This window comes from Psychrobacter sp. AntiMn-1, assembly GCF_001854065.1.
Taxonomy (GTDB): domain Bacteria; phylum Pseudomonadota; class Gammaproteobacteria; order Pseudomonadales; family Moraxellaceae; genus Psychrobacter; species Psychrobacter pacificensis.
In genome coordinates this window covers 77,480-89,747 of the sequence record NZ_CP012969.1, presented here as the reverse complement: position 1 = coordinate 89,747, position 12,268 = coordinate 77,480, and the positions used below count along the sequence as shown (strand labels likewise).

The window sequence follows — 12,268 nt, the reverse complement described above, 5'->3', positions numbered from 1 at the left end:
TTCCCGTAAATTTGCTACAATGTGCCCAATTTTGATTGTCTATTTGACTAATATTTCAAACAAGCTGAGCTTTAGATGAACTCAGTTTTATCCTGACTAAATATCAAGTCTTATATTAGCTCAGTACCAACTATTTTATTAATACATTGAGAGACTGTTATGGGTTTTAATTGCGGCATCGTCGGCCTACCAAACGTGGGTAAATCCACCTTGTTTAATGCGTTGACCAAAGCGGGTATCGCCGCTGAAAACTTTCCGTTTTGTACCAAAGATCCCAACACCGGTATCGTACCAGTACCCGATCCACGCCTAAAGAAATTGGCTGATATCGTCAACCCTGAACGCGTATTGCCAACGACGATGGAGTTTGTAGACATCGCAGGTTTGGTGGCAGGCGCGTCAAAAGGCGAAGGCATGGGCAACCAGTTCCTCGCCAACATCCGTGAGACTGATGCGATTGCCCATGTCGTTCGCTGTTTTGATGATGACAACGTGGTACACGTCGATGGTCGCGTCAGTCCGATTGATGATATCGAAACCATCAATACTGAGTTGGCATTGGCAGATTTGGAAGCGGTTGAACGCGCGATACTGAACTTGACCAAAAAAGCCAAAGGCGGTGACAAAGACGCTAGCGCCATGCTGGATGTGTTCAAAAAGATTGAGCCATTATTAGCAGAAGGCAAAGCGGCGCGCGCGGCCAATCTAGACGCTGATGAGAAAAAACTCATCCGCAGCTACGGCCTCATCACCCTAAAGCCAACCATGTATATTGCTAACGTTGCTGAAGATGGTTTTGAAAACAATCCCTATCTCGACGCTGTTCGTGATTACGCGACTGGCGAAGAATCTATCGTCATTCCTCTATGCAACCAAATCGAAGCTGAAATTGCCCAGCTAGATGAAGAGGACAAAAAAGACTTTTTGGCTGAGATGGACATGGAAGAGGCTGGTCTTGATCAAGTGATTCGCGGTGGTTATGATTTGCTTGATATGCAGACCTATTTTACCGCTGGTGTCAAAGAAGTCCGTGCATGGACCGTTGCAATTGGCGCTACTGCCCCGCAAGCCGCTGGCGTGATTCACACGGACTTTGAGCGCGGCTTTATCCGTGCTGAAGTGATCGCTTATGATGATTTCATCGAATACAACGGTGAAAAAGGCGCTGCTGCTGCTGGTAAATCACGCCTAGAAGGCAAAACTTACATCGTTCAAGATGGCGATGTCATGCACTTTAGATTTAACGTGTAGCTTTAGCTAGTCAATACTATCTGATAGCTAATCAGCCGATGTTGGATATTTTCCAGCATCGGCTTTATTTTATTACCCTTTTGTTATATTATAACATATCTTATCTTGCTTATTTGAGGGCTTATACTTTGACTGACTTTTTCTCTTTTTCCAAATTTGCAAGTGCTGCTCTCATAGGCAGTGTTATGACAGTTTCATTGTTAGGCTGCCAGCCAAAAACAGACGGTGAGCCAGCAGCATCTGAAGATGTGACAACCGTAGACAGTCACGCAGAGCACGATGAACATGCCCATGATGATATGGAACACGATCATGCAGGACATGACCATGAAAGTCATAATGACATGGACGTTCACGAAGGACATGATCATGAGGGTCACGACCATTCTGAGCACGCTAGCAACAGCACACCATTCTCTTGTGAGCCTACTGCTACTATCGGCGTCTACTATCATACCGATGCCACACCACAGACCGCGCACCTACTTATTGACGGTATCGAATACGATTTGACAGCTGCCTCTGGTAGCGACGCCCTTACTGACAAAACCATATACACAAGTGATATTGGATTAGATGACACTCATGGCATTATATGGCAAGTGGATGGTGACAACGCAACCTTGCTAAACAAAACACTAAATAGTGATGTGCCTATCGACGAGGAAGAGGTAATTTTTGATTGTCATAAATCTTAATTGCCATGGCGCTTAGTGGCTGTACCAAGGGCGCTATTTTGTTATGCTAGAGGCTCCCTTGGTTTCGGATGTTCCAATATGCTAAGTACCCCAACCTCTTTGTCGTCTTCTACTGCGCAATGGTCTCATCTTCTCAACTCACAGCGTCTTGGCGCTGCCAAAAAATACGGCGCTAATACAAGTACTCGCTCACAGTTTCACAAAGACTATGACAGACTGGTATTCTCTCACTCGTTTAGGCAGTTGAATCAAAAAACCCAAGTTCATCCATTGACCAATCAGCTGGGTATCCATACTCGCCTGACCCATTCGCTTGAGGTCTCCTCTATTGGACGCTCTTTAGGGATGATGACCGCAGAAAAGCTCCATGATAAGCTAGGCAATGGCTTACTAGCAGGAGTCTCGCCATCTGATATTGGCGTAATTGTACAAGCAGCCTGCCTCGCTCACGATATTGGTAATCCGCCGTTTGGTCATGCTGGAGAGTACGCCATTCGTGACTGGTTTCGGCAGCCTGATCCTCAAGCAATTTTGCAAAAATTAAGCAGCAACGAGCGGTTAGACTTACTGGCCTACGAAGGCAATGCACAAGGGTTTCGGTTACTGGTGCGCAATGAGCACCATCCCGATAAAGGCGGTATGCGTCTTACCTGCGCAACGCTAGGCGCTTTTATGAAATATCCTTGGCTTGCCACTCACAGCAATGATGCAAATGACAACGCCCATAATGTACAGAAATTCGGCTGCTTTTATAGCGAGACCTCTCAGTTAGAGGAGCTGGCAGCCTGTTTGCATTTGCCGCGCTCAACACATCACGATGGCTTTGCACGCCATCCGTTGGCGTATCTGTTAGAAGCTGCAGATGATATCTGTTATGCGCTGATAGATTTAGAAGATGGTATCAATCTGAATATGCTAACCTATAGCGAGGTTGCCACGATTTTTTATGAGCTGATTGGCGAGCATCCTGATAGCGTCAGCCTGCCTGTGCATATGTCAGTCAGGCAGAGTCTGGCCTCTTTGCGATCACGCGCCATGATGCGCTTGGTCAATACGATCACCGATGCTTTTGTGGCCAATAGTGAAGACTTGCTGGCAGGTACGCTCCAAGGCAGCTTGTTTGCCCATTGCGACACCACTGTACAAACTGGCATCTTGCAGGCCAAGCAATTGGCCCGCGAAAAAATATTTAATCATCCAAACAAGGTAAGAATGGAGCTAATGGCCAATCAATGCTTGCATCGTCTAATGGATGCCTTTGTACCACTGGCTTGGACGGGTACTGAGACGAGTGAGGCTACGTCATCATCTATGTCGTTTGAGCAACAGAGTCTGTTAAGATTACTACAGCCACACTTAGATGAGCATCGCCGCGTGTTATCAGACAATATTTATCACAATATATTGAATATTTTAGATTTTATTACAGGTATGAATGACCATGAAGCCTATCGATTGGCGCAAGAATTGCAAGGTCATTGGGGTACGGTGGTTTAAAAGACCAATGCAGGTTTAGTAAATTAGCACGAATTGTGCATTTTGGTCGTATTTGTGCGCTGAAATGAGTATGATAAACCTCTATCGGATAATTTTGAAATATTATGAGCAGTCGCGAACAAAAAAAACTTCAAACTCGGCACGCTTTTTTTAATGCCGTACTCGATCTATGTATGACAGGGCAGTCTTTTAGCTCTATCAGTCTCAGACAAGTCACGCGTGAGGTTGGCGTTGTGCCGACTGCGTTTTATCGCCATTTTGATGATATGGAGTCGCTCGGTCGCGCCTTGGTCATCGAAGAGTTGGGTGGTACGCTCGCCACACTCAGCGATAGCCTACAAATTGGACGCAAGCGTAGCTTTGATCGTCAGATAGCCAAAAGCATTCAGTTGTTCTTATATATGGTCAGCGATCAGCCTTACTACTGGCAGTTTTTGGTCAGTGAGCGCTACGGTGGCTCAGAATCTGTGCGAAAAGCCATCAATGAACTGGTTAAAAAACATGCCCAAAGCTTGGCAGATGATCTGGCATTACAGCCAGCATTTACCCATATCAATGATTATGACCGTCGTCTATTGGCTGAGGCTGGCGTAAATATGTTCTTTTCTTGGATTATCGACTGGTTAGAATTGACCTACACTGAAGATCACGATGACGAAATCGATCTAAATGTCATCGAAGAAAATAAACAGTTGATGCTACATAACTGCACTCGCCAAGCGCAGATGTTGTTTTATGGGGCTTATAACTGGAAATCTAGTGAAGAGACTCGCTTGAGAGATTAATAAAAAGCGCACTACCATTCATCAAAAACTAGGACGAAACGCCCATAGTCGCTGCGTGACTACTTTGACTTCCTTGGGCTTTCCGCTAATGACATCGCTACTGCTACCACTAGTGTCGTTTGAGGTTTGACTGTCGTTCGCTGCGTTTTTACCAATCAAGACAGTGGCAAAGCGCTGTCTTGCCTGACCAACAGTTGCATTATCACTCGCGGTAATAAGCGCCATAAAGGCTTGGCTATCAACTGCCAACAAAGGCGTCAATGCTGCCCGCTGCTTTTTATCTAAGCCACTCAAAATTGGCAGTTGCCATAGCTCATCGATAGACGTGAGCGCTTGCTTACTGCGCGTGTCGACTATCCCTTGCATCTGCTGACTGCTGGCACCATCGATCAGTGCGGCAAGCAATGCGGGGCTCGCAGTATTAATATTGATAGGTAAATAATAAGGAACCGCCGTCAGATAAGGTCGTAGTGTCGCTAACACCTCTGCACTCACCCCTTGAACCTCTTGTAACTGATCAACGCTAACAAAAGGCTGGTTTGGTAGTGCGCCATCTACTGAACGGTTTAGTTGCTGAGAATATACCGCACTTTCATCACCGCCATCTAGATAGACTTCACTGTCCGTATCTTGCCAATCGAGGACGGCAATAGCAATATCTGGTTCTAAATTCAACTGTGTTAAGAGACGTTGGAACACTTCTAGCGCAGCAGTATCAACCGTGCCACCTTGATGTAAGTTATTGATATTAAAACGACCCGCCTCATCACGCAGCTCGATGCTGACACTATGATTCGCTAATGTGTACGGCAGTATCGGCTGTGCCCAGATATCTTGCTCACTATCGGTGTCGTTAAGCTTGCTATCAGCACGAATCATCGTCACTGCCAGCTGCTGACCGGCATCGATGTCTTGCAATAGCTGATTTTGATCAAACAATAATCCGCTGCGCCTAATCGCAACTTTTTGGCTAGCAAGCATCGCGCTTGCCACCACCGTGATACTCACCACCAATAGTAAGATAGTAAGCAGCGCCACACCGCGCTGAGAGTTTGCTTTCATTGTCATAGAGAGCTTATGTCGCTGAGCAAGTGATGCATGTTAAATACTACCTTCTCAATTACTGTGTCCCACACTGCTATTATCTGTATTACTACCGCTATTACTGTTGTTACTATCACTACCATTATTATTGTCGCTGCTATTATCATTACTATCGCTGCTATTAGCAGCCTTTGCGCTACTACGGGGTATTGGTTGTGGCGCTAGGGCCCACTGCCAAGTGATTGGTATCTCTTGATAAGTAAAGTTGACGGCAACCCCTTTGGGTAGCAAAACAACATCGGGGTTAGCACCCGCTGCTTGCCCCAATGCTATATTTGTATTGCTACTATTATTGACGTCATCGCTTGGAAATTTGGTGCTAAGCTCTGGCAAATAGGCTTGCCAACGCCCAGCAGTAACACCTTCTAATAACACACTGTCTAAACTGACGCTATCGCGTCCATCTTCAAGACTGGTATATTGACGACGTATCAGGCGCTCATCTGCAAAAATATATTCAATATGCTGGAGACTAGTGCTGCTTTGATAACGTGGATCAGGATCAGCAAAGCGTACAAAGCTGATATGTTCACCGTCCAAGCTCATAAATGGCTCAGGCGTATTGTCTTGAGCATTATTATTCGTATTGCCATTTATATCGCTACTCGCCGTCCCAGTATTTTGAGTATTAGGCGCTTGATACGGGATTATTTGTGCCATGTCTTGCTGTAATTGTAGATAGGCATACTGTAGTACGGCTAAATTATCCGCATGACGTTGTACGCGCTCGCGGGCGCGGTTGACACCATCAAATACTTGCCAGCCTGCCACTGCCAGCATGGCAAATATCGCCATGGCAACCATTAGCTCAAGGAGCGTGAATCCGCGCTGTAGTTTCATACTCACAAGCCGCCCCCTGCTTGTCCGATACTACTTTCACTACTTAAATCTAAACTGCCTGTATCTTGGTCGGCATTGCTTAGCATGACACTAATATCAGTGACCGACGTGCCTGCCTGTCCGTCTATGATAGGCGCCACTGCGATATTTACTTGTTTTAGTGCAGGTGTGATGGCATCACCGACAGTCATGACTATTTGCCAGTCACGCCCTTGAGCATTAATCGTTTGGGTACGGTTGGCGGTCAACCATGTGTCTTGAATACGCAAATCAGCAGCGGCATTTTGTGCGACAAAATGAGCAAGCGTGCGGGTGCGCAATATATCAACCGATTTCAAATACGCACTGCTAGCACGGCTCGCCGCGACGGCCACTACTGCCAGAATGGCTAAGGCAACCATTACCTCAATCAAGGTAAAACCACTCTCGCGCCCAGACTTAAGTGATATAGATTTGAGAGACGTAGGCTGAGCCTTCGTCGCCGAATATTTGGACAACTTATTCACTATAATCCCTGCCCTATCATCATACTACCATCGGGCATTATCGTAATCACCTCACCCACCAGACGCGAATCGTGAATTACTTCGATGTTGACAGGCGTCGCTTGGCCCGTACCAAACCATAGTACCTGCGGCACGCTTTGATCACTAAACCAAGGCTGTAGCGTTTGCGTCTGTCCTGTACTCGTTGAATTACTAGCATCCAAGCTCTGCACTCTGATACTCACGCCAGCGGGCAGCTCAGGCAAGCTAACCTCTGATTCAACCTCCCAGCTCGGTGTTGGCTGAGTCTCTCCAGTAGAGTCTGACAGACTGCTCAAATCAGCAGACAGCTCCATTGCGTTCTTTGGCTGGTTGTCCCTGTTACCTACTGAAATATCAGCCGTTTGATAGGCAATATAAGGATTCGATAAGGTAACGATTACAGGCGCTACCTGTCCCTGCTTATCTGCCTGCAAACGTAAGCCCATCGGCTGCATACGCTCAACTGATAGCAAACGGACGTAGCTCAGCGAATCAGTGAAGTGTTCATAAAAGGCGCGGTTTTTGCGAGAGTCACTACTGCCGACAGACAGACTCATCATGCCGGCAAATATAGATAGAATCACCACCACTACCACGATTTCAACCAGCGTAAAACCACTTTGCTTATGACTGCTTATTGATGAGGTATGTTGTGAGGGACATGCATTACTTGATAGAGAGAGACAACTACAATCAGACGATGTAGCTAAAATACCAAAGCGATTTGGACAAGGCGATTGACCGACGATGGCTAAAGGGCAATTGGCTGCTGAGCTGGACTGAGTCTTGACAGTGACCGGCATATTGCACCTATAAGCCTGTAATTCAGTTTTGTATATAGGGTGATAACGTTCATTTTTATGAACGCTAAGAAAGATACATTGAAAGATACATTTTGACGTGCTGCCATATCAGGTATGACAACACGTAACACTAAATAATCAATGACATCGAAAATCAGTCGACATTCTAATAATTGGTATTGCGATGCTCTTCTGATTCAGTATCGATCTGCTCTACTAATTCTTGCATATCCTCATCCATCACCTCTTCATCTTCGGCAGGATAATGACTCGGCAATTCTAGCATTTGCTGAACAAAGGCGTAGCGCAAGGTATCACGTCGACCCAAATAACGCTGATAAAAGCTTGAGTTTAGTAGACCCGCACCGCCTTGACCCATCGCCCAAATAGAAGATAAATAATCGCGAGTACTCAGACTACTATGCTCGTCTTTCAGATAAGCACTGATAATATCAATCAAGCGCTTCATACGCTGGCGACGAATATCATACAACTCGCCAAATAAGCGATTCAGACCAGTGACCGATGCTGCCAGACGCTCTTCGATTTGATTCAATAGCATGGCTTTTTGTGGATTAAATAGCTGCTGAAGAATCATGCGGGCAACGCCTGCCGAGGGACAGTCATCAATACGGTTGATATCAAATAGCTGCTCTTCGTAGCGGATAATAATACGCAGATAAAGCTCATCTTTGCTAGAAAAATGCTTATATAGCGTGCCTTTAGCCAAGTCGAGCTGATCTGCCAAACTGTCCAAAGTAATATCACCATCGCCTGACTCAAGTAGCAATTGCTCTGCCATCGCTAAGATATTTTCTTCTCGTGCCTTAAACTGATGCTGACGACTCATAATCTCTCCTAAAACATGACAAGATTAAGCATACAACCATCATTTACGGCAGTACATCGGCAATGAAAGTATGAGACTGTACCAAGACTGCTCGAGGACCACAAAAGGGAATATGCTTATGTTTGCTAAATAGTCATTGATAATCAGGTGGCTATATTTAGTGTGATACATACCTAAGGGGATTGAACCACAAGACTATCAAATAAATGACTGAGTGGTCATAGCATAACCATTTTAATGATACTGTGCCAGTAAATTTTCAAAGTTTTTTGCCGTCAGTGCACCGACTTCCTCGCTACTACATCCATACATGTCTGCGATACAGTTTGCCACGTAGGGAACATATGCAGGCTCGTTTGGTCTACCGCGTTTGGGGACTGGCGCCAAGTATGGACTGTCAGTTTCAATAAGTATTCTGTCTCTCGGCATTTTTTGAGCTGCATCCTTGATGTCTTGCGCGCTCTTAAAGCTCACGATACCTGAGAATGAGATATAAAACCCTAGATCTAGCGCACGCTTCGCCGTCTCCCAATCTTCAGTAAAACAATGAATGATGCCATGCTCCGCACCTTCACTTTTTAGAATATCAATCGTGTCTTCTTTGGCATCACGCATATGGATGACGAGTGGCTTTTTTAGTTGCTGACTGGCATGAATATGACGCGCAAGGCTGGCTTGCTGCGCTTTTTTGTTTTCTGTTGACCAGTAATAATCGAGTCCTGTCTCTCCAATTGCCCACACATGATCCGCTTTGGCCGTTTCTATCAGACGCTCGACTGTCGCTGATTGTAATATACCAATGTCTTCACAAGGATGAATACCGACGCTCATCCCTAGGTTTAAAGTCTCATCATTATAAGTGCTGACAATATCAGCAATCTCATCATATTCAGCAAAATCACACATGATCGCCATCGCGCGAGTGACATTAGCCGTTTTCATGGCGTCAATCGCGCCAGCCAGTTGGCCATCATATTTGGTTAGATCTAAGCGGTTAAGGTGGCAATGTGTATCTGTAAACATAAATAATCTCGTTATTGGAACAATATCAGTAAAAGTTATTGGAATTTAACATTCGTTAGTGTGTTGATTGCTCTAAAGACTTATATTTTCAAGTCGAGAAAATATCGCTATAGTCAAACACAGCAATATTTAGGTGTGGCTATTGTTGATAATCTGGTTTGTAAATACCTCATACTAATGTAGCGGCACCACACGCATCACCTCTTCTATCGTCGTCACCCCTTCACTCACGCGTTTTGCACCAGAGACACGTAAGGGTTGCACCCCTTCGCGGTATGCCTGTTGCTTAAGTACGTCTAAATTGGCATCGGCAGCGACCAATTTTTTTAACTCATTAGAGAGCGGCATAATCTCATAGAGTCCGACTCGTCCTTGATAGCCAGTATGTCGACAGTGCTCGCAGCCTTGCGCGGTATAAATCTGTGTGGGTACTGGCGCGCGCCAAGGCTGAACAAGCTCTTGCCACTGAATGGCTATTTCGCTGTCCGGCGTCACCTCTACTGCTTTTTTGCAGTGCGGACATAGCGTCCGTAACAGGCGCTGTGCCATGACCCCTAATATAGTCGCTGAGGTCAAAAAAGGCTGAATACCCAGATCGTGCAAGCGCGTAATAGAACTTGGTGCGTCATTGGTATGCAAGGTCGAGAGCACCAAATGCCCCGTCAGTGAGGCTTGTACTGCCATATTTGCTGTTTCTGCATCCCGTATCTCCCCAACCATAATGATGTCAGGATCCTGACGCATCAGGGAGCGAATACCATCCGCAAAGTACAAATCGACACCTGGATTGACCTGCATTTGGTTAAAGGCAGGCTCGATCATCTCAATGGGGTCTTCAATCGTACAAACATTCACCTGCTCAGTGGCTAGCTGCTTGAGCGTGCTATAAAGGGTGGTGGTTTTACCTGATCCGGTTGGGCCCGTGACCAAAATAATGCCGTTGGGATTTGCGGTCAGCTCATGCCACGTCTCAAGCTGCTTACCCGACAGACCAAGCTGCGCGAACGAGCGTACGAGCACTTCAGGGTCAAAGACTCGCATGACCAGCTTTTCACCAAAGGCAGTGGGCATGGTAGAGAGACGTAGCTCAGTCTCTAGCCCTTTCGGCGTACGCGTTTTTAGTCGACCATCTTGCGGCTTACGTTTTTCTGCAACGTTCAGACGCCCTAAGATTTTGATACGTGCCGTCACTGCCACGATAATCGCGAGTGGCATCTCGTACACAGTATGCAGCACGCCATCAATACGAAAACGCACTTTTCCTGTCTCACGGCGCGGCTCCAAATGGATATCACTGGCACGCTGCTCAAAAGCATATTGTAAGAGCCAATCAACGACTCTGACGATATGCTGGTCATTGGCATCAGGGTTGGTGTTGTCACCCAATTGCAGCAATGCTTCGACATTAGTAACATCAGCCGCAGCACGTTTGTGAACACTATTTGCCCCTGCTATTGCTTGCGTGACTTGATAGAACTCTTGGCGGTAGCGATTGATTTGCTCAGGATTGATATAGACCGTGCGATAGCTTTTTGACTTGATTAGCTTTTCGATATTTGAGTGCCAATCGGTATAAAAAGGTTGATCTGTCCCGATGACCACTTCATCTAAAGTGACCTCAATGGGCAAAATATACTGTGAGCGTGCATATTCAAAAGACATCAGCTGCGTCACTGCCGGGACGTCAACTTTTAATGGATCAATACGAACGAGTGGCATGTCTGCTTTGGCCGCTAGCCACTGATTTAGCCATGCCAGCGTCAACTTATTATCAGAGTTACCATCTAGGGCATGGCCATTGGGCAAGCCAAACTCACTAATCGTCAGCAATGGATGCTGCGCTTTGTTTCGGCGGCTGGTGATTACCAAATTATAGCCACGTTGATCGATGACTTTATCTGCCAATAATTCATCTAGGCACCAGCGTAAATCAATCACTATCGAATAATTCTGAGCAGCCATATTTTTCTTCTTTTATTGTTTGGGGTACGTTGACAAACATGCTATCGATTCATATCACTTATATTGCCACTACCGCTGTTATTTGCAACTGTCCTGAGTCTATCAGCCAAAAGCTCACATCAACAGACTTATAGCGCATGATAAATGAGGTTTTTTTCTCTCTGCGGCGGTATGCAGGCCTTGGATCTTGCGCAATTAGCGCTTTGATAGCATCGATATCAGAGATTAGCAATTGACTTTGTATGTGCTCGACCATCGAAGCAACTGTAGCACTTTTCGGCACACTCTTTATAGAGCTATGGCTTGCATCATTATTACTGACTTCAGCAGGCTCTGCTACGCTTGCTAGCAGCATAAATTGTTCGTAAGCCGCCTCTGTTATGACCACATCTAGCAATGTTGGCGCAATCGGTGCAAATCCACTTTTTGCATCTAGAAGCACGTCGCTATAAGCTACGTACGGCTTTATATCGATAATTGGCGTGCCATCTATCATATCAGCACCCTTGATGATAAGTAGTACGCGACCTTGTACTATCTCAATACGCTCAAGTTTGACAACGGACAGTCCCAGTTCTGATGGACGATACATACTGCGACTGGCAAATACGCCTATCTTTTGGTTGCCACCCAGTCTTGGTGGCCGCACTTGCGCTCGAAAGCCATTATTGGCTTGTTGATTGTCTTTATCTCGATAATTATGATGAAACTGCCAACTGATCCATATATGGCTAAAGTCTTCTAAACCCTCAAACGCGGCTGGCGTATCGTAGGGCGCTAGCATTTCAATGGCACTGATCAGCGCGACCAAATTCGGCTGACGCGGCGCCCCAAATTTTTGTGAAAGCGGCGCACGATGGTAGCCAATGATTGGGGCGTGGTGAGAGTTATCTAAAGACATATTGTCATCAGACATAGCGCGGCTCCA

The 12,268-nt window shown here is 45.9% G+C and carries 12 protein-coding genes; 4 read left to right on the top strand and 8 right to left on the bottom strand.

The window, feature by feature from the left end:
• Positions 1-159: 159 nt before the first annotated feature.
• The 4 genes from ychF (at position 160) to AOT82_RS00365 (ending at position 4,231) form a co-directional block, all read left to right on the top strand.
• Complete coding sequence (gene ychF / locus AOT82_RS00380) at positions 160-1,251, top strand: redox-regulated ATPase YchF (RefSeq protein ID WP_071001307.1); 1,092 nt, start codon at positions 160-162, stop codon at positions 1,249-1,251.
• A gap of 185 nt (positions 1,252-1,436) precedes the next feature.
• Positions 1,437-1,949, top strand: coding sequence for a hypothetical protein (locus AOT82_RS13890; protein WP_071001306.1), 513 nt, complete (start codon positions 1,437-1,439; stop codon positions 1,947-1,949).
• 78 nt (positions 1,950-2,027) lie between these two features.
• Positions 2,028-3,446 carry a deoxyguanosinetriphosphate triphosphohydrolase gene (locus AOT82_RS00370; protein WP_071001305.1) on the top strand — a complete coding sequence of 473 codons (1,419 nt, stop codon included), beginning with the start codon at positions 2,028-2,030 and terminating at the stop codon, positions 3,444-3,446.
• A gap of 104 nt (positions 3,447-3,550) precedes the next feature.
• Entirely contained in the window at positions 3,551-4,231 is a 681-nt protein-coding gene (locus AOT82_RS00365) for a TetR family transcriptional regulator (RefSeq protein ID WP_058023818.1), read from the top strand.
• 21 nt (positions 4,232-4,252) lie between these two features.
• Here the strand turns inward: AOT82_RS00365 and gspK are convergent, their stop codons facing one another.
• The 8 genes from gspK to tsaA all read right to left on the bottom strand — a co-directional run bounded on the left by gspK (position 4,253) and on the right by tsaA (position 12,256).
• On the bottom strand, positions 4,253-5,299 hold the full coding sequence (gene gspK / locus AOT82_RS00360) for a type II secretion system minor pseudopilin GspK (protein ID WP_071001304.1): 1,047 nt from the start codon (positions 5,297-5,299) through the stop codon (positions 4,253-4,255).
• A gap of 48 nt (positions 5,300-5,347) precedes the next feature.
• Complete coding sequence (gene gspJ, locus AOT82_RS00355; protein ID WP_071001303.1) at positions 5,348-6,175, bottom strand: type II secretion system minor pseudopilin GspJ; 828 nt, start codon at positions 6,173-6,175, stop codon at positions 5,348-5,350.
• A gap of 2 nt (positions 6,176-6,177) precedes the next feature.
• Positions 6,178-6,681, bottom strand: coding sequence for a type II secretion system minor pseudopilin GspI (gene gspI / locus AOT82_RS00350; RefSeq protein WP_227517161.1), 504 nt, complete (start codon positions 6,679-6,681; stop codon positions 6,178-6,180).
• Positions 6,681-7,505 carry a prepilin-type N-terminal cleavage/methylation domain-containing protein gene (locus AOT82_RS00345; RefSeq protein WP_083328789.1) on the bottom strand — a complete coding sequence of 275 codons (825 nt, stop codon included), beginning with the start codon at positions 7,503-7,505 and terminating at the stop codon, positions 6,681-6,683. The genes gspI and AOT82_RS00345 overlap by 1 nt, the downstream gene beginning before the upstream one ends.
• Before the next feature lie 166 nt (positions 7,506-7,671).
• The gene (locus tag AOT82_RS00340; RefSeq protein ID WP_071001302.1) at positions 7,672-8,355 is read right to left on the bottom strand and encodes a TetR/AcrR family transcriptional regulator; all 684 of its coding nucleotides are present in this window, start codon (positions 8,353-8,355) and stop codon (positions 7,672-7,674) included.
• A gap of 234 nt (positions 8,356-8,589) precedes the next feature.
• Positions 8,590-9,378: a TatD family hydrolase gene (locus AOT82_RS00335; protein WP_071001301.1), complete on the bottom strand. Its 789-nt coding sequence runs from the start codon at positions 9,376-9,378 to the stop codon at positions 8,590-8,592.
• Positions 9,379-9,552: 174 nt separating this feature from the next.
• Complete coding sequence (locus AOT82_RS00330) at positions 9,553-11,340, bottom strand: GspE/PulE family protein (RefSeq protein ID WP_071001300.1); 1,788 nt, start codon at positions 11,338-11,340, stop codon at positions 9,553-9,555.
• A gap of 58 nt (positions 11,341-11,398) precedes the next feature.
• A complete protein-coding gene (gene tsaA / locus AOT82_RS00325; RefSeq protein WP_071001299.1) occupies positions 11,399-12,256 on the bottom strand; it encodes a tRNA (N6-threonylcarbamoyladenosine(37)-N6)-methyltransferase TrmO in 858 nt (285 codons plus the stop codon).
• Positions 12,257-12,268: the final 12 nt, after the last annotated feature.

Coding starts and splice junctions, on each gene's coding strand:
- gspK (WP_071001304.1), bottom strand. CDS start 5,299: ATGACAATGAAAGCAAACTCTCAGCGCGGTGTGGCGCTGCTTACTATC.
- AOT82_RS00370 (WP_071001305.1), top strand. CDS start 2,028: ATGCTAAGTACCCCAACCTCTTTGTCGTCTTCTACTGCGCAATGGTCT.
- AOT82_RS00345 (WP_083328789.1), bottom strand. CDS start 7,505: ATGCCGGTCACTGTCAAGACTCAGTCCAGCTCAGCAGCCAATTGCCCT.
- AOT82_RS00330 (WP_071001300.1), bottom strand. CDS start 11,340: ATGGCTGCTCAGAATTATTCGATAGTGATTGATTTACGCTGGTGCCTA.
- ychF (WP_071001307.1), top strand. CDS start 160: ATGGGTTTTAATTGCGGCATCGTCGGCCTACCAAACGTGGGTAAATCC.
- AOT82_RS00365 (WP_058023818.1), top strand. CDS start 3,551: ATGAGCAGTCGCGAACAAAAAAAACTTCAAACTCGGCACGCTTTTTTT.
- tsaA (WP_071001299.1), bottom strand. CDS start 12,256: ATGTCTGATGACAATATGTCTTTAGATAACTCTCACCACGCCCCAATC.
- AOT82_RS00340 (WP_071001302.1), bottom strand. CDS start 8,355: ATGAGTCGTCAGCATCAGTTTAAGGCACGAGAAGAAAATATCTTAGCG.
- gspJ (WP_071001303.1), bottom strand. CDS start 6,175: ATGAAACTACAGCGCGGATTCACGCTCCTTGAGCTAATGGTTGCCATG.
- AOT82_RS00335 (WP_071001301.1), bottom strand. CDS start 9,378: ATGTTTACAGATACACATTGCCACCTTAACCGCTTAGATCTAACCAAA.
- AOT82_RS13890 (WP_071001306.1), top strand. CDS start 1,437: ATGACAGTTTCATTGTTAGGCTGCCAGCCAAAAACAGACGGTGAGCCA.